Annotated in this window: 21 protein-coding genes; 14 read left to right on the forward strand and 7 right to left on the reverse strand. The window is 68.1% G+C overall.

Annotation, left to right across the window (positions count from 1 at the left end):
* Positions 1-120: 120 nt before the first annotated feature.
* Positions 121-1,125 carry a PEP/pyruvate-binding domain-containing protein gene (locus ABD231_RS15190; RefSeq protein WP_344151044.1) on the reverse strand — a complete coding sequence of 335 codons (1,005 nt, stop codon included), beginning with the start codon at positions 1,123-1,125 and terminating at the stop codon, positions 121-123.
* 59 nt (positions 1,126-1,184) lie between these two features.
* Between ABD231_RS15190 and ABD231_RS15195 the strand changes: the two genes are divergently transcribed.
* The 3 genes from ABD231_RS15195 to ABD231_RS15205 are packed head-to-tail and all read left to right on the forward strand — an operon-like array spanning position 1,185 to position 3,014.
* Positions 1,185-1,550 carry a hypothetical protein gene (locus tag ABD231_RS15195; RefSeq protein WP_344151047.1) on the forward strand — a complete coding sequence of 122 codons (366 nt, stop codon included), beginning with the start codon at positions 1,185-1,187 and terminating at the stop codon, positions 1,548-1,550.
* Positions 1,547-2,119: a transcriptional regulator gene (locus ABD231_RS15200; protein ID WP_344151050.1), complete on the forward strand. Its 573-nt coding sequence runs from the start codon at positions 1,547-1,549 to the stop codon at positions 2,117-2,119. The genes ABD231_RS15195 and ABD231_RS15200 overlap by 4 nt, the downstream gene beginning before the upstream one ends.
* Before the next feature lie 13 nt (positions 2,120-2,132).
* Positions 2,133-3,014: an NAD-dependent protein deacetylase gene (locus tag ABD231_RS15205; RefSeq protein ID WP_344151053.1), complete on the forward strand. Its 882-nt coding sequence runs from the start codon at positions 2,133-2,135 to the stop codon at positions 3,012-3,014.
* A 66-nt stretch (positions 3,015-3,080) separates the two neighbouring features.
* Here the strand turns inward: ABD231_RS15205 and ABD231_RS15210 are convergent, their stop codons facing one another.
* The 6 genes from ABD231_RS15210 to ABD231_RS15235 form a co-directional block, all read right to left on the reverse strand.
* Positions 3,081-4,058 carry an SGNH/GDSL hydrolase family protein gene (locus ABD231_RS15210; protein ID WP_344151056.1) on the reverse strand — a complete coding sequence of 326 codons (978 nt, stop codon included), beginning with the start codon at positions 4,056-4,058 and terminating at the stop codon, positions 3,081-3,083.
* 75 nt (positions 4,059-4,133) lie between these two features.
* A complete protein-coding gene (locus ABD231_RS15215) occupies positions 4,134-5,405 on the reverse strand; it encodes a TRAP transporter large permease (RefSeq protein WP_344151059.1) in 1,272 nt (423 codons plus the stop codon).
* Positions 5,406-5,407: 2 nt separating this feature from the next.
* Entirely contained in the window at positions 5,408-5,920 is a 513-nt protein-coding gene (locus ABD231_RS15220) for a hypothetical protein (RefSeq protein ID WP_344151062.1), read from the reverse strand.
* On the reverse strand, positions 5,917-8,043 hold the full coding sequence (locus ABD231_RS15225; protein ID WP_344151065.1) for a hydantoinase/oxoprolinase family protein: 2,127 nt from the start codon (positions 8,041-8,043) through the stop codon (positions 5,917-5,919). The genes ABD231_RS15220 and ABD231_RS15225 overlap by 4 nt, the downstream gene beginning before the upstream one ends.
* A 24-nt stretch (positions 8,044-8,067) precedes the next feature.
* Positions 8,068-9,690, reverse strand: coding sequence for an FAD-dependent oxidoreductase (locus ABD231_RS15230; RefSeq protein ID WP_344151068.1), 1,623 nt, complete (start codon positions 9,688-9,690; stop codon positions 8,068-8,070).
* Positions 9,687-10,739 (reverse strand): LacI family DNA-binding transcriptional regulator, encoded by a 1,053-nt coding sequence (locus tag ABD231_RS15235; protein ID WP_344151071.1) that lies wholly within the window; start codon positions 10,737-10,739, stop codon positions 9,687-9,689. Before ABD231_RS15235 ends, ABD231_RS15230 begins: the two co-directional genes overlap by 4 nt.
* Before the next feature lie 98 nt (positions 10,740-10,837).
* Here ABD231_RS15235 and ABD231_RS15240 point away from each other — a divergent pair, with 98 nt between their 5' ends.
* The 11 genes from ABD231_RS15240 (at position 10,838) to ABD231_RS15290 (ending at position 24,176) form a co-directional block, all read left to right on the forward strand.
* Entirely contained in the window at positions 10,838-11,827 is a 990-nt protein-coding gene (locus ABD231_RS15240) for a glycoside hydrolase family protein (protein WP_344151074.1), read from the forward strand.
* A 48-nt stretch (positions 11,828-11,875) separates the two neighbouring features.
* Positions 11,876-12,850 (forward strand): bifunctional riboflavin kinase/FAD synthetase, encoded by a 975-nt coding sequence (locus ABD231_RS15245; protein WP_344151077.1) that lies wholly within the window; start codon positions 11,876-11,878, stop codon positions 12,848-12,850.
* Between the two features lie 114 nt (positions 12,851-12,964).
* Positions 12,965-13,237: a 30S ribosomal protein S15 gene (rpsO, locus tag ABD231_RS15250; RefSeq protein ID WP_344151080.1), complete on the forward strand. Its 273-nt coding sequence runs from the start codon at positions 12,965-12,967 to the stop codon at positions 13,235-13,237.
* 256 nt (positions 13,238-13,493) lie between these two features.
* Positions 13,494-15,710 carry a polyribonucleotide nucleotidyltransferase gene (locus ABD231_RS15255; protein ID WP_344151233.1) on the forward strand — a complete coding sequence of 739 codons (2,217 nt, stop codon included), beginning with the start codon at positions 13,494-13,496 and terminating at the stop codon, positions 15,708-15,710.
* Positions 15,707-17,020, forward strand: a complete 1,314-nt coding sequence (locus ABD231_RS15260) for a M16 family metallopeptidase (RefSeq protein ID WP_344151083.1) — start codon at positions 15,707-15,709, stop codon at positions 17,018-17,020. The genes ABD231_RS15255 and ABD231_RS15260 overlap by 4 nt, the downstream gene beginning before the upstream one ends.
* Before the next feature lie 75 nt (positions 17,021-17,095).
* The gene (locus ABD231_RS15265) at positions 17,096-18,475 is read left to right on the forward strand and encodes an FAD-binding oxidoreductase (protein WP_344151086.1); all 1,380 of its coding nucleotides are present in this window, start codon (positions 17,096-17,098) and stop codon (positions 18,473-18,475) included.
* 276 nt (positions 18,476-18,751) lie between these two features.
* Positions 18,752-20,362 carry a peptide ABC transporter substrate-binding protein gene (locus ABD231_RS15270; protein ID WP_344151089.1) on the forward strand — a complete coding sequence of 537 codons (1,611 nt, stop codon included), beginning with the start codon at positions 18,752-18,754 and terminating at the stop codon, positions 20,360-20,362.
* Positions 20,359-21,285: an ABC transporter permease gene (locus tag ABD231_RS15275; RefSeq protein ID WP_344151092.1), complete on the forward strand. Its 927-nt coding sequence runs from the start codon at positions 20,359-20,361 to the stop codon at positions 21,283-21,285. The genes ABD231_RS15270 and ABD231_RS15275 overlap by 4 nt, the downstream gene beginning before the upstream one ends.
* Positions 21,278-22,174: an ABC transporter permease gene (locus ABD231_RS15280; protein ID WP_344151095.1), complete on the forward strand. Its 897-nt coding sequence runs from the start codon at positions 21,278-21,280 to the stop codon at positions 22,172-22,174. The genes ABD231_RS15275 and ABD231_RS15280 overlap by 8 nt, the downstream gene beginning before the upstream one ends.
* Entirely contained in the window at positions 22,171-23,169 is a 999-nt protein-coding gene (locus ABD231_RS15285) for an ABC transporter ATP-binding protein (RefSeq protein ID WP_344151098.1), read from the forward strand. Before ABD231_RS15280 ends, ABD231_RS15285 begins: the two co-directional genes overlap by 4 nt.
* Entirely contained in the window at positions 23,169-24,176 is a 1,008-nt protein-coding gene (locus ABD231_RS15290; RefSeq protein WP_344151101.1) for an ABC transporter ATP-binding protein, read from the forward strand. The genes ABD231_RS15285 and ABD231_RS15290 overlap by 1 nt, the downstream gene beginning before the upstream one ends.
* Positions 24,177-24,201: the final 25 nt, after the last annotated feature.

Genomic DNA, 24,201 nt, shown 5'->3' on the forward strand with positions numbered 1-24,201 from the left:
TTTGTGCACGAGAGCCATCTTTGTGTAGCCACCAGTCATTTTTCGGGGCTTCGCGTGGTTGGTGGGTTCCCAAAGATGAGCTTCGTGCACAAAGAGCAGCGGGGGTGTCGGGAGGGGGGATCAGTAGGTGATGGTGCCGGTGGTGGTGTTGAGGGTTACGGGGGTGTTTTCGGGGATGGTCAGGGCGTGGGGTACGCCGAGGATGGCGGGGATTCGGTGTTCTCGGGCGACTATGGCGGCGTGGGAGAGGCGGCCGCCGGTTTCGGTGATGATGCCGGCGATGACTCGGAAGAGTGGGGTCCAGGCGGGGTCGGTGTAGCGGCAGATGAGGATGTCGCCGGGGTGGACGCGGGGGAAGTCTGCGGGGGTGTGGACTGGGCGGGCGGGGCCGGTGGCGGTGCCGGGGCTGCCGGAGGTGCCTTGGAGGGGGATGGTGATGGGGCGGGCTTGGAGGAGCCAGAGGTGGTTGCGTTCGAAGGCGAACTCGAGGTCTTGGGGTGCGCCTAGGTGGTGTTCGACGGCTTGGCCTAGGTGCCAGAGGTCGCGGAGTTGGGTGTCGGTGAGGCTGTAGCGGGTGCGGTCGGTGAGGGAGACCGGGGTTGTGGTGGTGCGGTCGACTCGGGTGGTTTTGTCGCCGAGGCGGCGGACGGTGGGCTCGCCGTTGACGAGGGTGAAGGCGTCGGGGGTGACGCGGCCGCCGACCACGCTCTCGCCGAGTCCCCAGGAGGCCTCGACCTGCGCAGGCGATCCGGTGAAGAGCACGCCGGACACGTCCGCCTCGACGTGCTGTTGGACGATTACCGTCATCTGCGCGTCGGTACGGCGGTAGTCCGCCGCTCGCGGTGACCATAGCGACGCGCGAGTCGCGGCGATCCGGTCCGCGAGGGCCGCCCGGTCGACGCCGAGGAACGAGTCGTACACACCGGCCGCCGACCGAGCGGTCGTGTCCTCGGTCGACGCGGACGAGCGAACGGCGTACAGACGGTCTGACAGGGCCGTGAGGTCAGGGGAATCACCGGGCAGTACGACGAAGCCGGGTGGTACCGGGAAGCCGGCGCGCAGGAGCCTGCCGAGGGTCGCCGCTTTCGGACCGGCGTCCGGACCTGCCTCCGCAAGACTGATCACCCAGAAGCTCCTTTCAATGTTTTGTTGACAACATTTCGTTGATGATCCACTGTTCGAGCATGCAAAGCAATGACGACCACGCGCAGGCGCAGCGAGAAGCGGATGCCCGGCAGGAGCTGTTGGCGCTCGGGGCCGACCAGCTCGACCGCCGTCCGTGGCAGCCCGCGCCGGTGCCGCCCTCAGCCGTCGATCTCATCCACTTCTTCCTGACCTCGAACACCGACAACCGCGACGCAGCGCGAGCGGCCCTGCAGCTGCTGCCGGCGGCTCGGGCGGAGATCGACCAGCTGGAGACCGGTCTGATGTTCGCTGCGCGTGGTCTCGGGCTCACCTGGGCCGAGATGGCCCGCGCGCTCGGGTTCAACTCTCCGCAGGCCTGTCAGCAGCGTCTTGATCGGCTGACCGCGAAGCAGGGGGAGGCATGAGCGCGTCGGCGCCCGGCTTGCTGGTCCTGCATGCGGTCCGGGTGCTCGGTGTCGGTGACGACACTGCGGTCGCGGAGCGGTTCCAGCTCGACGTGGCTGTGGCGAAGGAACTGCTGCTCGACTACCAGGCCTATGGCTGGGTCAGCTGGAGCGAGTTCGCGGGTGTGGGCGGCTGGTCGCTCACCGAGCGCGGCCGGGCCGAGAACGAGCGCCAGCTCGCGGCTGAGCTCGGACCGCATCGGGCGAGCGTCCAAGCGGCGTACGACGACTTCCTGCCGCTCAACGGCCGTCTGCAGGCGGCCTGCACCAACTGGCAGCTCAAACCGACCCCTGATGCCCCTCTGGCCTTCAACGACCACACCGACACTGCTTGGGACCGTCAAGTGCTCGACGAGCTCGCAGCGATCGGTCAGGAGCTCACACCGCTGGCGGCGCGGCTGACCGCCGTACTGGAGCGCTTCGCCGGCTATGACACGCGCTACGCGAGCGCTGGAGACGTTGAGGAGCGCCACCGCGTGTGGTTCGAGCTGCACGAGGACCTGATCGCCACCCTCGGCGTGCGCCGGTAAGTACCCTGGAGTGGTGCGTTCCCGTCCGACTCTGCAGTGGGCTCCCGGCCCTGACGTTCTCGCGCTCGAGCCCGGTACGACGGATGTCGGGCCGCTCGCCGAGATCGTCGGCGGCCGGAAGGTCGTCGTACTCAGTGGCGCCGGCCTGTCCACCGAGTCCGGCATCCCCGACTACCGCGGCGAGACCGGGAGCCTCCGGACGCACACCCCGATGACGTACGACGACTTCGCGACCAGCGAGGCCGGTCGGCAGCGCTACTGGGCCCGCAGCCATTTGGGGTGGCGGACGATCGCCCGCGCGCACCCGAATGACGGCCACCGCGCCGTCGCCGCCCTCCAGGCCCGGGGCTACCTGACCGGTGTCATCACGCAGAACGTAGACGGCCTGCACAGTGCCGCCGGAGCCAGAGACGTGATCGAGCTGCACGGCAACCTGGACCGCGTCATCTGCCTGGACTGCGGTACGACGTCCGCCCGCGAAGCGCTGGACGCGAGACTGCGCGCGGCCAACACGGGCTTCGAGGCCGAGGCGACCCGGATCAACCCCGACGGCGACGTCGAGCTACCGGATGAGGTGGTCCAGCACTTCACCGTCGTCCCGTGCATGGTCTGCGGGGGAGTGCTCAAACCAGACGTGGTGTTCTTCGGCGAGAACGTGCCCAAGTCCCGCGTGGAGCGCTGCTACCGCCTGATCGACGCGGCCAACGCCGTACTGGTGCTCGGCTCGTCCCTGACCGTCATGTCCGGCTTCCGCTTCGTCCGGCACGCAGCCAAGGCCGGTACGCCGGTTCTGATCGTCAACCAGGGCATCACCCGCGGCGACCCATATGCGCTGCACCGCATCAACCTGCCGCTCGGCCAGGCCCTCACCGAGCTGACGGCGCAGCTGCCGTAAGAACACCGCCGAGCCGGGCCACGCGTGATGTGGCCCGGCTCGGGGTCGCGTACGGATTGGAAAGGGTCAGCGTTGCGCGCTGGTCCGTACGCGGTCATTGGAGGCCGCCTTGGTGAGCTCACGGCCCTTGGCGGCCCACACTGCCTGCTCAGAGGCAGTGACGGTGGCGGGCGCGCCGGTCAGCTTCTTGAAGGTCAGCGAGGCGACACCGGCCTGACCCTCGTAGCGCGGGTGGTAGTTGGCCGCGCGGAGCAGGTTGAGGTCCTTGCCCTGGATCCACGCCACGCCGTCCGGTGCGCAGGCGTCGTGACCCGTCGATGGTCCGAACGTGTCGACGTACGTCGCTCCGTTGGCGGCGGCCGCGTTCGACACGGCAGCGTTCAGTGTCTGCTCGATCGAGTACAGGTAGCTGTAGTCGCCGTCGGCGAACGGCAGGATGTCCGGGCAGGTGCCGTGCTCGGGCGCGATCTTCGGATACCCGATCAGCAGGATCGTTGCCTGCGGCGACCGTTGTTTGATGCCTTGGACAACAGTCGCGATCCGGGTCTGGGTCAGCGCGATCTTGGCCTTCAGCGTGTCGACGCCGTCGACAGTGAAGTGCGCCTTGCAGGGTGCGCCCGTCGGGTCCGAGGCGCGCAGCCCCGGGCAGGTGCTGATGATCGAGCCGAACACGCCGAAGTCGTTCCCGCCGATCCCGACCGTGACCAGGTCGGTCTCCGGCGATAGCGCGTCGAACTGCGGCCGCGCCGTACCGAGGACCGTGCTCTGCGGGTTCAGCATGTGCGTGGTGTCCGCGCCGCCGCAGCTGACATCGGTGAAGTGGTAGATGCCGAGCGCGCCCGCGATCATCTTCGGGTAGTTGCTGAACGAGCGGGCGCACCCGAGCGACAGCAGATCCGGGATCGGCACGAACGGCGCCGACGTGTAGGAGTCACCCAGAGCGACGTACTCGGTGAAGCGTGGGACGTCCGCGTGCGCGGGGACGGTCAGCGCCATCGTCATCAGCAACCCGCTGACCGTTGCGATCGCACGGTGAAACTGCACTGGACCTCCCCAAGGTTCGGCAACGCGGCCCACAGTAAGTTGAGTGACGCGCCGATTACAAGGGGTGACCACGGATCAAAGGTAGAGAGCCGCCGTGAGCACCATCCCGCCCAGCCCGACCAGCCAGGTGAACGGCAGCGTCGACAGCATCGACCGCTCGGGCCGCACACCGGCGTACTGGGCCGCCCAGACCGTCTGGGTGCTGGTCGGGTCGGAGACGCTGAAGACCTGGTTGTACGACGCCATCAGCCCGACGACCGCGGCCATCGGGTAGATGCCGCCGCTCACCAGTACGCCGGCCACTCCGGCGCCGAGCCCGAACACGTTGAGCGGACCGCGGAACAGGCACAGCGGTACCAGCGCGGCGAAGACCACGACGAACCAGATCGGGGCAGACGGGCTGATCGCCGCCACGATCGGGGTCAGCGCGGTCTTGGCGCCTGGCAGCTTCACGGCCGCGAGCAGCATCCCGATCGCCACGAACAAGGCGATCGGCTGTGCCGCGACCTCAAATCCCTTGTACAGCGAGCGAAGCGCCCGCTCGTTCAGGTCGCCCCATTTCGTCGTGGTCACCAGCGCATAGACGACCCCGGCGAGCAGCGACGGCACGATCGGGATCGTGAATCCCAGGGCCAGCACGATCGGGATCAGCGGGGTGGCGAGCGCGTACCAGGGAGCGTCGCCGCGGCGGATGCGTGCCTTGGGCCGATCCAGCTGCACCGCCCACGCGTGCCGCGCACCCCGGCGGGTCTGCACAAGCACGTAGGCGATCCCCACCACCAGCGCGATCGGGAACAGCCTGATCATCACCGTCCGGACCTCGGCGACCGGTGCGCCGAGCGCGTCGGACATGAACTGCCACACCGGCAACTCCAACGGCGACCCGGCCGAGATCCCCATCAGGACCGCGCCCGCGGCCGCGACCGGGCGAAGGCCGACGGCGATCATCGCCGGGATGCCGACCACGCCCGCGAGCATCGCGGCCGGCGCCGATCCGGTGATGCTTCCGCACAGGATCGACACCGCGAAGACGCCCAGCGCCACGACCGCCGGGCGCTCACCGCCGAACTCGACGATCTTCCGGACGAGCGTGCCGCCGATGCCGGTCTGGTCGAGTAGCGAGCCGAGCCAGGAGCCGAGCAGTACGGCGATCATCGTCGCCGCGAGCGTGATGGCGCCGTTCTGCAGCACGCCGGTCAGGATGCTCTCCTTGCCGCCGGTCAACGGTGCGCCCGAGATCAGCGCGATGCCGATCGCGAGCAGGGCCAGCGCGAACGCGGTCGGCAGCACCCGGGTGAGCATGAGCACCACTCCGACGGCCATCAGAATCAGGATCGCGATTCCCATGATCAGTTCCTTCCCGCGAGGGCGGCGGTGAGCAGCAAGGGGCTGACAGCGAGACCGCTGCGGCGATGAGCGAAGCGGTGCGCGGCGATCTCGTCCGCGCCGGCCACATGTCCACGCAGCCGGAACGGCCCGAGCCTGGCAGCGGTGTGACCGAGCCGCCGGTTCAGCTCGCGTACGTCGAGACTGTGGTGCGCCACCTCGTGCGCGACGGCGGCCCGGCGCAGCGAGTCGCGGGTGACTGCCCACCCCCGTTTGCGCGCCAGCTCTTCGGTATGGCGCAACGCATCCGTGTAGACGATGACCGTGCCGTGCTGGTGTTCCGCCAGCAGCAGTTCACCTTTCCGTACGCCGCCCTCGCGCTCGACCACGTGGATGTCGACGGCCGTGTCCGTCTCGGCCAGCTCGTCGCCGTACTCGAGTGCTGTCCGCGCCCAGGACCGCAGTTGCTCGCCGGTGCGGTTCTCGTGGGTGGGGGTGTCACGCAGCAGGCCGACGGCCAGGTCCAGGTCGTTCATCCGCGGTCCTCCAGGATCAGGACGACCTGCTCGTCGTCTGCTCGGGTCTTCAGTTCGGCGCCGGCCAGGGCGATCAGCTGGTCGCGGTCGAGCACTCCGGACAGGTCGGCGATCTTCGGGCCGACCAGCAGCCACACCGCCGGGACGCGCGCACCGCCGTCGCCGTACCGCGTGTGCTGGTCCGCCAGTACGGCGAGCCGGGCGGACGCCGTACCGGCTTTGACTGTCTCGACGACCGCGCCGTTGCTGTGCAGGCGAATCACGCCTTCGCCGTCGACCACCCGGAGGCGTACGGCGGATCTGGCGAACCGATGCCGGCGTGTCCGCGCACCGAAGACGCCGTACTGCGGTGTGGCCGCAAGCTCGCTGACCTCGGAGTTGGAGACGCCGATGCTGCGTGCCACGGCGGACCGCACCTCAGCGGCGTCGAGAGTGGCGGCCCGGTCCTTTGTGCGGAGCTCGGTGGCACCGGTCGCGACAGCACGGATCAGGTTGCGCTGCGGGTCCACGGTGACGTCCACCTCGACGCCCGCCGGGTCGGCGCCTTGGGCGACCACTGCGGCCTCGGCCTGGGCACGGGTGGCCAGGATGTCGGCGTTGGACGGACTCGGCACGATTCGCTCGACCGATTCCCGGACCAGCGCCAGTGCGGCGCCGAGTGGGCTGATGACCTCCGCGTGCGCGGCGATCCGCCAGTCATGGCCGGTCTCGGCGCCCAGGAACGGCGTGACGGCCGCCGCGCCGCCGCCACCACCGACCAGCGTCGGGTGATCGAGCCGGTACTCCTGGACGAGCCGGTCGACGACTGCGCGCACCGGCTTCACCGCTTGGCGCAGTACGGCGCGCGCCGCCGCCTCCACGGTCATGCCCAGGGCCGCGGCGAGCGGCTGCATCGCCGCTCGGGAGGTCTCATGGTTCGCGTAGGCGTAGCTGTCCGCCGGCACGACTCCGAGCGCGTTGGCAGCGCAGGTCAGCGTGAGCGCGTACCGGGTGCCGTCCGCAGTCTCGATCGCCACGTAGTCCGCCGGGTCACCAGGCCGCGGCGAGATGGTGACGAGCTGCGCACCGGACCAGACTGCGGTTGGTGCGAAGCAGGCGTACGGCAGTCCGGCGATGTGCGCGCTGCGTGGGCCCACCTCGGTGATCGCCCGGCCGGAGTACCTGATCAGCGAGCCGCCGCCGATGCCGACCGTGCGGACGTCCAAAGCAGGCAGGTACGTCTCATGCCCGCCCAGGTGCGCATGCCTAACCAGGACCCGCCCACGGCGGACCACGCTGATGTCAGTGGACGTGCCGCCGGTCTCCAGGAACAGGCCTTCGCTGAGTCGCTCTGCCATCAACGCCCCTGCGACTCCCGCCGCAGGCCCGGACAGCGCGGTGAGCAACGGCCGGCGACGCATCTCGGCCAGGGACATCACACCGCCGTCGCCACGGACGACCATGAGCGCAGCGGTGATGCCGGCCCGCCGGACACTGCTCTCGACCAGATCCGCGGTCGAGACCATCCGCGGCATGATGCCCGCGTTCAGAACCGCCGTACGAGCTCGTTTGGTGAGTCCGTAAAGACCTGTGATCTCGTGCGTGGCCGCTGCGAGCACCCCCTGCTCGCGGGCAGCCGTCGCGACCGCATCCTCGCCACCGGGGTCGTCCACGCTGAAAGGCTCGACCGCGACGACCACCTCGGCACCTGCCCGCACCAGCTCGTCGACCGCCACACCCGCTCGCCCTGGATTTCGCACCGCGACGAAGCGGACGGGCAGCTTGCGCCCCGGCGCCAGCTCCATCTTTCCGAAGGAGCGCAGCCGCTTGGTCGCGAAGGCGTCGAACCCGGTCCCGACACCGGCGATGCCGACCGTCGCGACATCGCCTTCCAGCAGCGCGTTGGTCGCCTGGGTGGTGCCGTGGGCGAGGAACGAGACGTCGTTCGCGCCGAGACCGAGGTCGGCGCGCAGCTTCTCCAGCGCCTCCAGGATGCCGTGCGCGACGCCGTCGGGATGGTCATGGCTGGTCGGCACCTTGACCTGGCCGAGCAGTTCGAACGTGCGTGCGTCGACGGCGACCGCGTCGGTGAACGTGCCACCGACATCGATCCCGACCCGCACGGCACCTGGCTGGAACGTCATGAACCGCACCTCCAAAGGGGAAAGTCAGTACCCGCGGACGTCGGGCCACCGGCGCTCGACACCGGAGCGGTCGAGCAGCCGCGCGAAGTCCTCGAAGACAGCCGGGTTCTCGCCGAACTGGTGTGGTTCGGTGCCGCCGCGCAGGGCGAACCCGGCGAGGTGTCCGGCGACCTCGCCGATGTTCCACTCGACGGGATGTAGCCGATGGCAACCATTCGTGATGTGCGTGGTGCCGATGTTCTTACCGGCCGGCAGCAGGTTCCGCATCCGCCTTGGCAGCAAGGCGCCCAGCGGTAGCTCGAACGGCACACTCGGTACGTCGACATAGTTGTCGCCTGCGGTCGACGGGTGCAGGTCGAGGCGGTAGCTGCCGATGCCGACCGAGTCATCCCGCCGTTTGCGCCCGGTCGGTCCCAGTACGTCGAGGGAAACGTCCTGCTCGATGATCGTGGTCAGTGCACGGATCCGGCGCCCTTCCCGCACATAGGCGGACTTCGCCAGACCGTCCTCCGTACCGACCACATCGTGGCGCAGCCGGAGCCCCGGAAACCCGGTACCGCCGTCGAGCCGCGGTGCCTCGGTCTGCAGCCAGTAGAGGAGTGACAGCGACAGCTGCTTCGCCTCGTCGTGCGCCTGCGCCACATCGTCAGCAGTGGTCACGCCGTCGATCTCGAGCGCAGGCCGCAGCCAGTAGTCGTTGAGCGGCCAGTTGACCAGCGTGATGTCGGAGTCGAACGCACCCGGATGATGCAGCTTGCGGGCCAGGATCCGGCGGAAGCCCCACAGCTCCTTGTCACCGGCGTCGGCGCTCTGGTCGGCGCTGACCGCCAGGGGATCGGCGGCAGGGTTCGGATCGAAGGTCCGGGGGACTGGCTCCAGTGACCGTGGATCCGGGGCGACAAACCCCAGCAGGGGACCGGGCCAGAACTCCGGCTGGTAGTCCCGCCAGAACCCGTACATCCGCGGCCGGTCGATGGTGTGGTCCTGACCGGCGTGATGCGACAGTGCGAAGCAGTACGTGATGCCCTGCAGGTTCGCCGGATTCGCGTGCTCCGGCGCGTGTGGCTCGTCGTACTCGGCCTGTGCCTCGGCGCCGACCGCGAACTCGGTGCCGGTCAGCGGCAGCAGGTCGCCGTTCTCTGTTGCGTCCAGCACGTACGTCGCTCTGATAGTGGTGCGAGCGCCATCGGGCCCCTGCACAGTGATGGCATCGACGCGGTCGCCGCTGACGTTAGCCGCGACAGGGCGGTGCTGCAGCAGCACAGTTAAGCGCCCGGCCGAGCGGTGTGGCGCCAGCATCGCCTCGAGCACAGCTAGTGCGACCCGAGGCTCGTGGCAGAGCTTGCTGACCCGGCCGGCTCCTGGGTTCAGGTCGACCAGTGCGGCCGCCTCCGCACGCAGCGGGTAGTGGCGGCGGTAGTAGTCGCGCACCCCCTCACGAAACCGCCGGTACGACGCTGTGCTCCCGAACTGCTCGATCCAAGGGTTCTCGTCCGGCGGGACCGCCTGCGCGGTGAACTGACCACCCACCCAGTCGGTCTCCTCGGTCAGGACGACACGGTGTCCCGCCGACGCGGCGGCCAGCGCGGCTGCGACGCCGCCGACCCCGCCGCCAACCACGAGGATCTCGGTGTCGAGCTCAGTCATTCAGTACTCCTTGGCGGTCCGACCTCACGGCCGGCTACTGGTGGGCACCACAGCAGTTGCTGCGGTGTCGTTTCCTGGTTGGTGATCAGCTCGATGAGCAGCCGGACCGCGTGCCGCCCCATCTCCCGCATCGGAACCTCGAAGCCGCTGACACCGGGCGGTACACCCAGCACCGCAAGCGACAGGTCGTCCGGCACGGAGAGCCCGGCCGCGTCGACCGCGGTCCGCACGGCCCGGTACGCCGTACCGGTGTCGGTCCCCTCGACCACCAGAGCGGTGACGCCGTCGGCCAGCCAGGAGCGCAGTGCGTCGACCGATAGCTCCGAACCTTTGAGCCGGACGACCTCGGTGTCCGGGGCGGCCTGCAGTACGCCGAGCAGGCGGTCCTCCGACGAGGGGGCCTCGTCGGGCTCACGCACGTACCGGATTTTGCGATGGCCCAGGCCGATCAGCCGCTCCAGCACTTCTGCCGAGGCGGTGACGTAGTCCGCACCCACATAGGGGATCCGGCCGCCCAGCTCCGGCCGCCGGCCGATGTAGACGAGTGGGAAGCCCGCATCGACCAGTCTGGCCACTGGGGCCTCCGGGACCTCCCGGCCGAAGAACAGGCAGCCGTCGGCCATCCGGGTACGGCGGATCGCCTCCTCCTGCCGGGCTTCCGGACCGCTCGTGCCGGTGAACAGGATGAGGTCCTGACCGAGTGACGCGGCCTCCGCCTCCACGCCAGACAGGATCGGGTGGTAGATGTCCGCCTCGTTTGTCGGGAACGTGGTGCGGAACGTGTAGAGCCCGAGCAGGTTCGACCGCGAGTGCGCTAGCCGCTTGGCCACCGGATGCGGGACGTAGCCCAGCTCCTCGGCGACCTCCAGGATTCGCTGCCGGGTGGACTCGGCCATCCGCACCGACTGCTTACCCCCGAGCACGATCGAGACGGCGGCCTGGGAGACCCCTGCGATCCGGGCGATATCCGCCTGGCGCGGCATCCGGCGATCTGTCGTCATGGAGCCGAGCATCGAGGGGATCAGCACCGAAGTCAAGACCTGCTGCACCGCGGAATCCCTTAACTAATACGTATTAGCGTCTTGACACGCCGGACGGCCCGCGATCACAGTCGACCCACCAACCCCGCCCCCGAGGATGTGGTCGTATGACGCCGATCTCCCGCCGTACTGTGCTTCGCGGAACCGCCGGCTTGGCCGCCTTGCCCCTGCTGAACGCGGCTCCCGCAAACGCGGCGCCCGCGGGCTTTCCGACGTACCGGTATGTCCGGACCGCGTTCGACAAGTCCAAGCTCGCGTACGAGCCGGCCCGCAAAGAGGTGATCTTCCCGTGCATCCGCGGAACGGCGGGGCGGATCGCGAACCCACTCGGCCGCTACTACCTCTACTACGCGCCGCACGACGCACCCGGCGGCATCTGCCTGAGCTACAGCGACAGTCTCGAGGGACCCTTCAAGGAGTACCCGAACAATCCGATCGTGGCGCGCACCTGGAGCCCGCACTACAACGTCAGCCACGTGTCGTCGCCGCACGTGATCTGGAACGAGTCGGCCAAGGAGATGTGGCTGTACTTCCACGGTGAGAACACCACCACCCGGCTCGCCCGCTCCAAGGACGGCATCCACTTCACCTACGACAAGGTCGTGCTGTCGACGTCGATGATGCCCTCGGGTACGACGGAGACGTCGTACGCCCGGGTGTTCGAGCACGAGCTCCCGGCCAAGGGGTCGAAGTACGTGATGGTCTTCATGATCAACACCACCGCGAACCGTCGGTCCATCGGCTGGGGCCGGTCGGTCGACGGGCGCACCTGGGTCTTCTCGCCCAACTCGCTGATCCGTCCGGAGGAGGTCGGCTCGCAGAACATCGGTGCGCCGACAGTGGTGCACCGCAACAACTCGACGTACGTGATCTATCACCAGGACAAGGCGTCCGGCGGACGGATGCTGATCACCGAGGTGGGCAACGACTTCACCAAGCGCAACCACCTCGGTGTGTTCCACAATCCGCTGGCCGGGGCGCCCGACAACGGCCGGTGCGCCGCCGCGTCCTTCGGCACCATGGACGGCAAGGAATACATGTTCTACGAGGCGGGGGAGCGGCTGGCCGGAGCCATCGCGATCGCCCGCGCGGTCTGATTGTGGGCCGGTGCGCTCAGGGTCGTCGCGACATGGAATCCTGGAGGCATGCAGGTCTGGCACGGTTTGGACGAGGTGGGTGCGGAGTTCGGCCCGTCGGTCGTCACCATCGGCAACTTCGACGGAGTGCACCGGGGACACCAGGAGGTGCTCGCGCATGCCAAGGCGCGCGCGGCCGAGCTGGGTGGCCAAGGGGGTGCACTGCCGGTGGTCGCGCTCACCTTCGACCCGCACCCGATGCGGGTACTGCGGCCGGACCACGCGCCGCTGATGCTCAGTGAGCCCGGTCAGCGGGCGGAACTGCTCGGGCAGCACGGGGCTGACGCCGTACTGATCCTGCCGTTCGACAAGGACGTGGCGAGCTGGTCGCCGGAGGAGTTCATCGAGCGGGTCCTGGTCGGCACGCTGCACGCCAAGGCGATCGTGGTCGGGGAGAACTTCCGCTTCGGCCACAAGGCCGCCGGGCACGTCGACACGCTGGTCGCGGCCGGTACGACGTACGGGTTCCAGGTCGAGGGCCTGAGCCTCGCCGGCGACGCCCAGCCGTGGTCGTCGACGTACGTGCGGCAGCGGTTGGCCGAGGGTGATGTGGAGGCGGCGGCCGAGGCGCTCGGACGGCCGCTGCGGGTGACCGGCGTGGTGATCGAGGGCGACAAGCGCGGCCGCGAACTCGGGTATCCGACGGCGAACATCCCGGCCGACCCGATCGCCGCCGTACCACTGGACGGCGTGTACGCCGGGTGGTTGACCGTGCTGACGCCGGCCGACGGAGGTCCGTCGTACGACGAGCCCATGCCCGCCGCGATCAGTGTGGGCAGCAACCCCACCTTCGACGGGGTGGACCGGCGGGTGGAGTCCTACGTGCTCGACCGCGACGACCTGGAGCTGTACGGCGCCCGGATCGCGATCGACTTCGTGGCGCGGCTGCGGGGGAGCCAGATCAGGTTCGAAACTATCGACGATCTGCTCGTCCAGATGAAGGCTGACGTCGACGGGGCACGCCGCATCTTGACGGAGAATTAGGGTGACGCGTCCACGGACTGATACTCTGGCCGCTGCCGTCTGACGGCCGCGGATCGAGAGTGCTCGGGTGACGAAGCCCCGGTGCGCCGCGCAACGGAAATCGAGAGGAACTCCGTGTCATCTGTTGATGCTGCCACGAAGAAGAAGATCATGGGTGAGTACGCCCTGACCGAGGGTGACACCGGCTCCCCCGAGGTCCAGGTTGCGCTGCTGACGCACCGCATCTCGCACCTGACCGAGCACCTGAAGGAGCACAAGCACGACCACCACAGCCGTCGTGGCCTGCTGCTGCTCGTCGGTCAGCGCCGTCGGCTGCTGAACTACCTGGCGAAGAAGGACATCAACCGCTACCGGTCCCTGATCGAGCGGCTCGGCCTTCGCCGATGACGTCGTGAGGAGCGGCCCCCGAGGTTGGGTGGCCGCTCCTCGCGTATCCACGCCCAGGGTGGGCCTGGATCACAACTGAATACGACGAGGCGACGCGAAGCGCGTGGCGGGAGGACCCGGTCCTCGGTAGTGACCTTCGGATCCAAGGGAATCCGCGGGCCTCGATCGAAGACCGGCACCCCGATAGCTCGCGCTCCGCAGTCGTCAACACTGTAGGAGAGAGGGGTATCCCGTGTCGGGATCCACCAACGCGCCGATGGACGGCGCACAGTTTTCAGAGGCCGTTGTCGACAACGGCAGTTTCGGTACCCGCACCATCCGCTTCGAGACGGGCCGTCTGGCCCAGCAGGCCGCCGGCTCCGCCGCCGCCTACCTCGACGGCGACACGATGGTGCTCTCGGCCACCACGGCCAGCAAGAAGCCGAAGGACCAGTTCGACTTCTTCCCGCTGACGGTCGACGTCGAGGAGCGGATGTACGCCGCGGGTCGCATCCCCGGCTCGTTCTTCCGTCGTGAAGGACGGCCCTCGGAAGAGGCCATCCTGACCTGCCGGCTGATCGACCGCCCGCTGCGGCCGTCGTTCGTCTCCGGCCTGCGCAACGAGATCCAGGTCGTCATCACGGTCCTGGCGCTGAACCCGGACAAGCTGTACGACGTGCTCGCGATCAACGCGGCGTCGATGTCCACCCAGATCGCCGGGCTGCCGTTCTCGGGCCCGATCGGCGCCACCCGCGTTGCCCTGATCGGCAACCAGTGGGTCGCGTTCCCGACGCACACCGAGCTCGAAGACGCCGTCTTCGACATGGTGGTCGCGGGTCGCGTCACCGACTCCGGTGACGTCGCGATCATGATGGTCGAGGCCGAGTCCACCCCGGGCACCTTCGAGGCCGTTGCCGCCGGCAAGACGGCGCCGACCGAAGAGGTCGTCGCCGAGGGCCTGGAGGCCGCCAAGGGCTTCATCAAGACCCTGGTCGACGCGCAGGCCGAGCTGGCCGCCAAGGCGTCCAAGCCGACCGGCGAGTTCCCGGTCTTCCCGGACTACGCCGACGACGCGTTCGCCGCGGTCGAGGCCGAGGCCACCGACGAGCTGTCGCAGGCGCTCACCATCGCCGGCAAGCACGAGCGCGAGGACGCCACCGACGCCGTCAAGGCGGCCGTGGTGGCCAAGCTGGCCGAGAGCTTCGAGGGCCGCGAGAAGGAGCTGTCCGCAGCCTTCCGCTCGCTGACCAAGAAGCTGGTCCGCCAGCGGGTGCTCAAGGACAAGGTCCGGATCGACGGCCGCGGGCTGGCCGACATCCGCCCGCTGAAGGCGCAGATCGGCGTCCTGCCGCGGGTTCACGGTTCGGCGCTGTTCGAGCGCGGCGAGACCCAGATCATGGGTGTCACCACGCTGAACATGCTCCGGATGGAGCAGCAGCTGGACACGCTCTCCCCGGAGACGCGTAAGCGCTACATGCACAACTACAACTTCCCGCCGTACTCGACCGGTGAGACCGGCCGGGTCGGTTCGCCGAAGCGCCGCGAGATCGGTCACGGCGCGCTGGCCGAGCGGGCCCTGGTGCCCGTGCTGCCGTCGCGTGAGGACTTCCCGTACGCGCTGCGTCAGGTGTCCGAGGCCCTCGGCTCCAACGGCTCCACGTCGATGGGCTCGGTCTGCGCCTCGACCCTGTCGCTGCTGAACGCCGGTGTGCCGCTGAAGGCCCCCGTCGCCGGTATCGCGATGGGCCTCATCTCCGGTGAGGTCAAGGGCAAGACCGAGTACGTCGCGCTGACCGACATCCTCGGTGCCGAGGACGCGTTCGGCGACATGGACTTCAAGGTCGCCGGTACCAAGGACTTCGTCACGGCCCTCCAGCTGGACACGAAGCTCGACGGCATCCCGGCCAGCGTGCTCGCCGGTGCGCTGACCCAGGCCAAGGAAGCCCGCCTGACCATCCTCGACGTGATGGCCAAGGCCATCGACGCCCCGGGTGAGATGAGCGAGTTCGCGCCGCGGGTCATCTCGGTCAAGGTCCCGGTGGACAAGATCGGCGAGGTCATCGGCCCGAAGGGCAAGATGATCAACCAGATCACCGACGAGACCGGCGCCGACATCTCCATCGAGGACGACGGCACGGTCTACATCGGTGCGACGGACGGCCCGTCGGCCGACGCCGCGCGCGCGATGATCAACGCGATCGCGAACCCGACGATGCCGGAGAAGGGTGAGCGCTACCTGGGCACGGTCGTGAAGACGACCAACTTCGGTGCGTTCATCAGCCTGCTCCCGGGCAAGGACGGCCTGCTGCACATCAGCAAGCTGCGTGGCCTGGCCGGTGGCAAGCGCGTCGAGGCCGTCGAGGACGTTCTCTCGGTCGGTCAGAAGCTGCAGGTCGAGATCGCCGAGATCGACGACCGTGGCAAGCTCTCGCTGATCCCGGTCGTCGAGGGTGAAGACAAGGCTGAAGAGAAGGTTGCTGACTCCGCCGAGTGAGTAGAGCCATCACGAGCACACTGCTGAGCTCGGAGGCAGGCGGTCCGGTCAAACGGACCGTCCTGCCCTCCGGGCTCCGCGTGCTTTCCCAGTCAGTACCAGGCTTCCGCTCGGTCACCTTCGGTGTCTGGGTGGGAGTCGGTTCCCGCGATGAGCCGGAGCAGCAGAACGGCGCGACGCACTTCCTCGAACACCTGTTGTTCAAGGGCACCGAGCGTCGCGACGCACTGGAGATCTCGGCCGAGATCGACGCCGTCGGTGGCGAGATGAACGCGTTCACCGGCAAGGAGTACACCTGCTACTACGCGCGGGTGCTCGACTCCGACCTGCCGCTCGCGGTCGACGTCATCTGCGACATGATCACCTCGGCCACGCTCACCGACGCGGACGTCGAGAGTGAACGCGACGTCATCGACGAAGAGATCGCGATGCACGCCGACGAGACGTCGGACCACATCCACGACCTGTTCGCCGAGCAACTCTGGGGCACGTCTCCACTCGGCCGCTCGATCACCGGTACGCCGGAATCGGTCGCAGCGCTGACTCGCGACCAGGTCGTCAGCTGGTACCGCGACCGCTACCTGCCCGCCAACATCGTCGTCTCGGTCGCCGGCAACGTCGACCACGAAGAGGTCGTCCGCCTGGTCGGCAAAGCCTTCGAGCGCCACTGGGTCACCACCGACGCCGAACCGTCCCCGGTCCGGACCGACGCCGGTCTGCGCATCCCGACGTACGGCGGGACTCGCGTCCACCACCGCGACGTCGAGCAGGCGCACCTGGTGCTCGGGATGCCCGGGCTGGTCCGCAACGACCACCGCCGGTACGTCGCCGGTGTCCTGCACGGGATCGTCGGCGGCGGCATGTCGTCGCGCCTGTTCCAGGAGGTCCGCGAGAAGCGTGGCCTCGCGTATTCGGTCTTCACGTTCGGTTCGGCGTACTCGGACACCGGAATGGTCGGCGTCTACGCCGGTTGTCTGCCGAAGAAGGCGCCCGAGGTGCTGGACGTCGTCCGTGCCGAGCTGGAGTCGATCGCGTCCGGCACGATCACGCCTGACGAACTGCTGCGCGGTAAGGGCCAGATGCGTGGCTCCGTCGTGATGGGCCTCGAGGACACCGGCGCCAAGATGACCCGGATCGCCAAGGCCGAGCTCGTGTACGGCGAACTCCCCACCGTCGACCAGATCCTGCACCACATCGACGCTGTCACCCTGGACGACGTCACCGCCCTGGCCGCCGAGCTCTACGCCGGCACCCCCGCCCTGACGGTGATGGGCCCGTTCGACGAGGACACCAAAGCCTTCACGGTCTGACCCTTCTCCAGCGCCCGGTTCCGGGCGCAGACTGGCCGCAGGGAGGGCCTGGGGGAGTGATGGCAGGAGTCGGCCATGAGCACGATCACTCCGGACATACGCACCGAAGACTTCAGCGGGGAGCTGGTTCGGCCCGGCGATCCGCCGTACGACGAACTCCGCGCTGTGTGGAACGGGTCGATCGACCGGCGCCCGGGGGTGATCGCCCGCTGCACCGGGGTGGCCGACATCCGGTCCGCGCTGGCGACCGCCCGCCGTACCGGAGGGCCGGTCGCGGTCCGCGGCGGCGGACACAGCTTCCCCGGACACTCGACGTGTGACGGCGGCCTGCTGATCGACCTCGGGCTGCTGAAGGGGATCCGGGTCGACCCGGTCCGCCGTACGGCGCGGGCCCAAGGCGGTGTGCTGCTGGGGGAGCTCGACCGGGAGACGCAGGCGTTCGGCCTGGCGGTGCCGTCGGGCATCGTGACGCACACCGGTCTGGCGGGGCTGACGCTCGGGGGTGGGATCGGTTGGCTGATGCGCAAGTACGGACTCACTATCGACAACCTGCTGTCGGTGGATGTGGTCACCGCCGAGGGCGAGCTGGTGACCGCGAGTGAGGAGGTCAACGCCGACCTGTTCTGGGGGATCCGCGGTGGCGGCGGGAACTTCGGCATCGTCACCGAGTTCGAGTTCCGGCTGCATCCGGTCGGGCCGATCGTGTACGGCGGCCTCGTGGCGTGGCCGATGGACCGGTCACCGGAGCTGATGCGTCACTACCGCGACTGGCTCACCGACGTACCGGACGAGCTGACCACCGCGGTGATCCACCGTTGGTTGCCTTCGTCACCGATGATCCCGGCCGAGCTGCACGGCCGGCCGGTGGTGGCTGTCGTCGCGTGCTACACCGGACCGGTCGAGGAAGGTGAGCGGCTGCTCGCGCCGCTGAAGGCCTTCGCGCCGCCGCTCCTCGACCGGTGTACGCCGACGCCGTACCTGACCCTGCAGTCGATGCTCGACCCGAGCTTCCCGCACGGCCGCTGGTACTACATGCGCGCCTGCGACGTCGCCGAACTCACCGACGACGTGATCGACGTCGTAGCCGCCCGCGGCCTCGCGATCGACTCGCCGTACACGTCCTTCCCCGTCTTCCACCTGGGCGGCGCGATCTCCCGGGTCTCGGCGGACAGCACCGCCTTCGGTGGGCGAACCAGCGGTCACACCGTCAACTTCGTCGGCGCCACCCTCGGCCCAGAAGGCTTCGAAGCCCAACGCGACTGGGTCCGCACGTCCTGGCAAGCCCTCGAACCACACCAGTCCGGCGTCTACGTCAACTTCCTCACCGACGAAGGCTCCGCCCGAATCCGCTCCGCCTACGGGCCCGCGACGTACGACCGCCTGCAAGCGCTCAAACAGAAGTACGACCCGGGCAACCTCTTCCACCTGAACCAGAACATCCCACCCGACGATTAGGAACGCTCCGGCGGACGGCTCAAGTGCGCATTTGTGCGCACAAATTGATTTGTCAGGGAACTGGGCTGACATCTGATGACTTCGGGGGTTGGGGCGATTAAGGTGGGTCGGTTGCGCGGTCGGGTGGATGGGTCATCTGAGGTCTTGGGTTGGTAACGCCTGCGTTACGCGCGTGGGTTTGGGGGCTGACAACGTTGACATGCGCAGTTTCGACCAGCGAGCATGGCGCTTGTTCCGCCCGCCGATCGGCGCTTTGCCGAGGAAGTTGGTTCGACCGTGCGACGTCTGACTGGGGTTGTGGGGGTGGCACTCGGGCTTTCGCTGGTGCTGGCCTCGTGTGGTGGCAAGTCGGGTGGGGACGGCGGCTCGGGGGGTGGGGCCAAGAGCGAGGTGATCGCGATCGCGGCCGACCCGCTGGAGTACATCAACCCGCTGAACGAGAACGGCAGTCCGGGGATCCAGGTGGCGATGGCGATGTTCGCGCCGCTGGTGACCACGGATCCGAACAGTGGCAAGTTGCTGAACGTGATGGCCGACTCGGTCACGCCGGACAAGACCAGCCAGACCTGGACGATCAAGCTGCACCCGGGGAACACGTTCCAGAACGGGCAGCCGCTGACGGCCAAGGACTATGTCGACAGCTGGAACCTGACCGCGCAGGGCTCGAACGCGTGGAAGAACAACGGCTTCTTCTCCAAGGTCGAGGGTTATGAGGCGCTGAACCCGGAGACCCCGGACGGCGCGACGCCGAAGCCGACCTCGGTCAAGGCGCTCAGCGGTCTCAAGCAGGTCGACGACCTGACCTTCACGGTGAAGCTCAAGGTGCCGTTCTCGCAGTTCGGCCTGACCCTGCAGTACCTCGGGCTGGCGCCGCTGCCGGAGGAGGTCCGCAAGGACCCGGACGCCTACAAGCGCAAGCCGATCGGCAACGGCCCGTTCAAGCTGGCCGCCGACTGGAACGCCGGTGACGACATCAAGCTGGCCAAGTGGGACGGGTACAAGGGCCCGCTGGTGCCGGAGGCCGACGCGATCACCTACCGCTTCATCCCGAACGCGGACACGGCGTACAACGAGTTCCTGGCCGGCAACATCGACTTCGTCGACGTGCCCTCGACCAAGGTGAAGAGCTTCAAGGACGACGCCCCGGACAAGTGGGTCACCAGCATCAGCTCGGGCGCCAACTACCTGACCCTCCCGGCCTGGGACCCGCGCTTCAAGAACCCCAAGCTGCGGCACGCGTTCTCGATGGCGATCGACCGGAAGGCCTTCGCCGACCTGATCGGGCTGTCCGAGCCGGCCAAGGCGCTGGTCGCGCCCGACATGGACGGCTACCGCGCCGACTCCTGCAAGTACTGCGACTTCGACCCCGCGAAGGCCAAGCAGCTGCTCGCCGAGGCCGGTGGATTCTCCGGCCCGGTCAACATCAACTACAACACCACGTCGGCGACCGGTCAGATCAACGCCGAGGCGATCGGCAACATGATCCGGCAGAACCTCGGCCTCGAGGTCAAGTACACCGGCAAGGTCGGCTCCGAGATCACCGAGCTCGCCGACACCCGCAAGCTCGACGGCCTGCGGTTCAGCGGCTGGGGCCACGACTACCCGTCGATCGAGGACTACCTGACCCCGATGTTCAAGTCCAACGGTGACGCGAACTTCTCCGGCTACAACAACCCCGCGCTGGACGCCGTACTGGCCAAGGGTGACGCCGAACCGGACCCGGAGAAGGCGATCAAGCTCTACCAGCAGGCCGAGGACATCGCGCTCGAGGACATGCCGCTGATCCCGCTGATCACCAAGTCGAACGCCTACCTGCACTCGGACAAGATCGAGCCGCGGGTCTCCAAGTACGTCGGCGTCTCCGCCTTGTGGGCCACGTTTAAATGATCCGGTACGTCGTTCGCCGCATCATCGCGGCGATTCCGATCGGTGTGATCGTCACGCTGGGGGTCTTCGCGCTCGTCTTCGCGATGCCTGGGGACCCCCTGCGGGAACTGGCCGGTGACAAGCCGATCCCGGCCGCCGTGCTGGCGGCCAAACGGGCCCAGTTCCACCTCGACGATCCCTTCATCGTCCAGTACCTGCTGAGCATGAAGGACATCCTGACCGGCAACTTCGGTACGACGTTCGCCGGTGCCGACATCGCCGACCAGCTCCGGTTGCGGATCCCGGTGACGCTCAAACTCACCTTGCTGGCCAATGCGTTCCAGTGGACCTTCGGTCTGCTGTTCGGCATCTACGCCGGCTTCCGGCGGAACGGCTGGGTGGACAGGTCGTTGCTGCTGGCAACACTCGTGCTGCTCGCCGTGCCGGGACTCGTGGCGTACTTCGCCGCGCAGTACTTGTTCGGGGTCGAGCTCAAGTGGTTCCCGGTCTCCGGCGTGCTGGAGGGATTCCCGACGTCGTACCTGCTGCCGGCGTTGGTGATCGGCCTGCTCGGGTTCGCGGGGCTGGCGCGGTTGATGCGGACGTCGATCGTGGAGACGGTGAACGCCGACTTCGTGAAGACCGCCCGGGCCAAGGGGCTGGGCGAGCAGCGGGTGCTGTGGCGGCACATCCTGCCGAACGCGCTGCTGCCGGTGGTGACGTTCATCGGGCTCGACCTGGCCGGCATGTTCGGCGGGGCGATCATCACCGAGTCGATCTTCAACCTGCCGGGGCTGGGGCAGTTCATGTTCCAGGCGATCAAGCTGAAGGAGGGCGGTGTCGTGGTACTGCTGTCGACACTGGCGTTCCTGTCGTTCATCGTGATCAACCTGCTCGTGGATCTCCTCTACGGAATCCTGGACCCGAGGGTGCGCCATGTCTGACGTCACAGCGGTAGTCAGCGCCGAGGCCCAGGAACTCGGTGACGGGCGGACCCTCTCGAACCGCGAGCTGCTGCGGGCGCTGATGCGCAAACCGCAGTTCGTGCTGTGCAGTCTGCTGCTACTCGCGTTCTTCACGATGGCCGCCGTACCGAAACTCTTCACCTCGGCCGACCCGCGCTTCTGCGAGCTCGGCAAAAGCCGCCAAGGCCGCGGCCCGGGGCATCCGTTCGGCTTCGACATCCAGGGCTGCGACTACTTCGCCAACGTCGTGTACGGCGCTCGCCCGTCGGTGCTCGTGAGTATCTGCGCCAGCTTCGGCGTGTTCGTGCTCGCCGGATCGTTCGGTCTGCTCGCCGGGTACTTCCCGGGTTTCATCGACGCACTGATCTCGCGGACGGCCGACGTACTGTTCTCGATCCCCGGTCTCGTCGTACTGATCGTGATCCTCAACTCGGTGCCGAACCGCAGTATCTGGATCATCGTCGGTGTCATCCTGCTGATCGGCTGGCCGGGTGGCATGCGGCTGATGCGGGCCACGGTCTTCTCGGTGCGCAACCGCGAGTACGTGCTGGCCGCCCGCTCGATCGGTGTCCCGCCGCTGCGGATCCTGCGCAAACACGTGTTCCCGAACGCGATGGCGCCGCTGCTCGCGATGACCACCCTCGGCATCGGCGGCATGGTCGGTCTCGAGGCCGCACTCACCTTCCTGGGCGTGGGTCTGCAACCGCCGTCGATCTCGTGGGGATCACAGTTCGGCGTGGCCGCGTCGTACCGGGACACCCCGCACCTGTTCATCTGGCCGGCGCTGTTCATCTCCACGATGACGATCTCGTTCATGATCATCGGCGACTCGATCCGAGACGCCCTCGACCCGAAACTGATGCGATGACTACCGGCGAGGTACTGCTCAAGGTCGAGAACCTGAGTGTCGAGTTCGATACGCCGCGCGGACCGGTGCGGGCGGTCGACGGGGTGTCGTGGCAGGTGCGGGCGGGGGAGACGCTGGCGATCCTGGGGGAGTCGGGGTCGGGCAAGAGCGTGTCGACGCAGGCGCTGACCGGGATCCTGGACATGCCTCCGGGGCGGATCGTCTCCGGTACGGCGGAGTACCGCGGCGCCGACCTGATCTCGATGACGACGCGGGAGCGGCGCAAGATCGTCGGGGACCGGATCACCATGGTGTTCCAGGACTCGCTGTCGGCGCTCAATCCGGTGCAGTCGGTCGGGACGCAGATTGCCGAGTGCTTCCGGGTGCATCGCGGGATGTCGAAGCGGGACGCGCTGACGAGGGCGGCCGAGATGCTCGACCAGGTGCGGATTCCGGCCGCGGCGAAGCGGGTCCGCGACTATCCGCATGAGTTCTCCGGCGGGATGCGGCAGCGCGTGATGCTGGCGATGGCGCTCGCGCTGGATCCCGACGTACTGATCGCGGACGAGCCGACCACCGCGCTCGACGTGACCGTGCAGGCGCAGATCCTGGAGCTGATCGCGGAACTGCAGGCCGAGCGCGACATGGGCGTCGTACTGATCACTCACGACCTCGGTGTCGTGTCGGATGTCGCGGACAACGTGGTGGTGATGTACGCCGGTCATGTCGTCGAGCGCGCGTCGACCGCGGCGGCGCTCGATCATCCCGTGCATCCGTACACCGAAGGGCTGCTCGGGTCGATGCCGTCGGCCGACCTCAAGGGGCAGGAGTTGCCGACCATCCCCGGTACGCCGCCGTCGTTGCGATCGATTCCGTCCGGGTGCGCGTTCCGGCCGCGGTGCCCGATCGCGATCGAGGAGTGCGCGCACGACGTACCGCCGTTGCTGACCGTTGCGCCCGGCCGCGATGCCGCGTGTATCCGCCGGACGACGCTGGCCGAGAAGGAGGCCGTCTGATGGCCGAAGAGTTGCTGGTGGCAACGGATTTGGTGAAGCACTACGACATCAGCCCGGCGCTGCACTTCGGGGCGAAGGTGCTGGTTCGCGCGGTCGAGGGCGTGAATCTGACGCTACGCAAGGGCGAATCGCTCGGCATCGTCGGCGAGTCCGGCTGCGGCAAGTCCACGCTCGTCCGGCTACTCGCCGCACTGGAGAAGCCGACGTCGGGCGCGATCCACTATGGCGGTGTGGACGTCAGCAACCTGCGCGGTCGCGAACTGCGGCGGTGGCGGCGGAATGTCCAGGTCGTCTTCCAGGACCCGTACTCCAGCCTGAACCCGCGGATGCGCGTCGGCGAGATCGTCGCCGAACCGCTGGAGGTCCACCCGGATGTCTCGAAGGGCATGGACATCCGGCGACGCGTGCGCGAGCTACTAGAGCTGGTGGGTCTGCGGGCCGAGGACGAAACGAAGTTCCCGCACCAGTTCTCCGGTGGTCAGCGGCAGCGGATCGGGATCGCCCGAGCGATCGCCCTCAACCCCGATGTCCTGCTCTGCGACGAACCGGTCTCCGCCCTCGACCTGTCCGTCCAGGCGCAGGTCGTGAACCTGCTGATGCGACTCCAGCGCGAACTCGGCCTGAGCATCATCTTCGTAGCGCACGACTTGTCCGTAGTCCGCCACGTCTCCGACCGAGTCGCCGTCATGTACCTCGGCCGAGTCGCGGAACTCGGTGACCATCAGAACGTGTACGACGTACCGGCACACCCGTACACGCAGGCCCTGCTCTCCGCCGAACCAGGCCTCGCCCGCCAAGGCCGCAAACGCATCGTCCTAGCCGGCGACCCGCCCTCCCCGGTCTCGCCCCCTTCAGGTTGCCGCTTCCACACCCGCTGCCTCCGCGCCGAATCCCGCTGCAGCACCGAAGAACCCCAACTCCGCCCCATCCCCACCGGCCAATCCGTAGCCTGCCACTTCGCCGAAGAGTCCCAGACCACCTACACCCCAGCCGCCGCAGACGCCTAACACCCGCCCGCCTAGCCCCCAAAGA

Origin of the sequence: Kribbella yunnanensis (genome assembly GCF_039529655.1) — a bacterium.
GTDB lineage: Bacteria > Actinomycetota > Actinomycetes > Propionibacteriales > Kribbellaceae > Kribbella > Kribbella yunnanensis.

What these genes read in the sequence shown, in the direction of transcription:
- ABD231_RS15195 (WP_344151047.1), top strand. Translation starts at nt 1,185, where the DNA reads ATGCAAAGCAATGACGACCACGCGCAGGCGCAGCGAGAAGCGGATGCC.
- ABD231_RS15200 (WP_344151050.1), top strand. Translation starts at nt 1,547, where the DNA reads ATGAGCGCGTCGGCGCCCGGCTTGCTGGTCCTGCATGCGGTCCGGGTG.
- ABD231_RS15215 (WP_344151059.1), bottom strand. Translation starts at nt 5,405, where the DNA reads ATGGGAATCGCGATCCTGATTCTGATGGCCGTCGGAGTGGTGCTCATG.
- ABD231_RS15220 (WP_344151062.1), bottom strand. Translation starts at nt 5,920, where the DNA reads ATGAACGACCTGGACCTGGCCGTCGGCCTGCTGCGTGACACCCCCACC.
- ABD231_RS15225 (WP_344151065.1), bottom strand. Translation starts at nt 8,043, where the DNA reads ATGACGTTCCAGCCAGGTGCCGTGCGGGTCGGGATCGATGTCGGTGGC.
- ABD231_RS15230 (WP_344151068.1), bottom strand. Translation starts at nt 9,690, where the DNA reads ATGACTGAGCTCGACACCGAGATCCTCGTGGTTGGCGGCGGGGTCGGC.
- ABD231_RS15240 (WP_344151074.1), top strand. Translation starts at nt 10,838, where the DNA reads ATGACGCCGATCTCCCGCCGTACTGTGCTTCGCGGAACCGCCGGCTTG.
- ABD231_RS15245 (WP_344151077.1), top strand. Translation starts at nt 11,876, where the DNA reads ATGCAGGTCTGGCACGGTTTGGACGAGGTGGGTGCGGAGTTCGGCCCG.
- ABD231_RS15255 (WP_344151233.1), top strand. Translation starts at nt 13,494, where the DNA reads ATGGACGGCGCACAGTTTTCAGAGGCCGTTGTCGACAACGGCAGTTTC.
- ABD231_RS15265 (WP_344151086.1), top strand. Translation starts at nt 17,096, where the DNA reads ATGAGCACGATCACTCCGGACATACGCACCGAAGACTTCAGCGGGGAG.
- ABD231_RS15275 (WP_344151092.1), top strand. Translation starts at nt 20,359, where the DNA reads ATGATCCGGTACGTCGTTCGCCGCATCATCGCGGCGATTCCGATCGGT.
- ABD231_RS15280 (WP_344151095.1), top strand. Translation starts at nt 21,278, where the DNA reads ATGTCTGACGTCACAGCGGTAGTCAGCGCCGAGGCCCAGGAACTCGGT.
- ABD231_RS15285 (WP_344151098.1), top strand. Translation starts at nt 22,171, where the DNA reads ATGACTACCGGCGAGGTACTGCTCAAGGTCGAGAACCTGAGTGTCGAG.
- ABD231_RS15290 (WP_344151101.1), top strand. Translation starts at nt 23,169, where the DNA reads ATGGCCGAAGAGTTGCTGGTGGCAACGGATTTGGTGAAGCACTACGAC.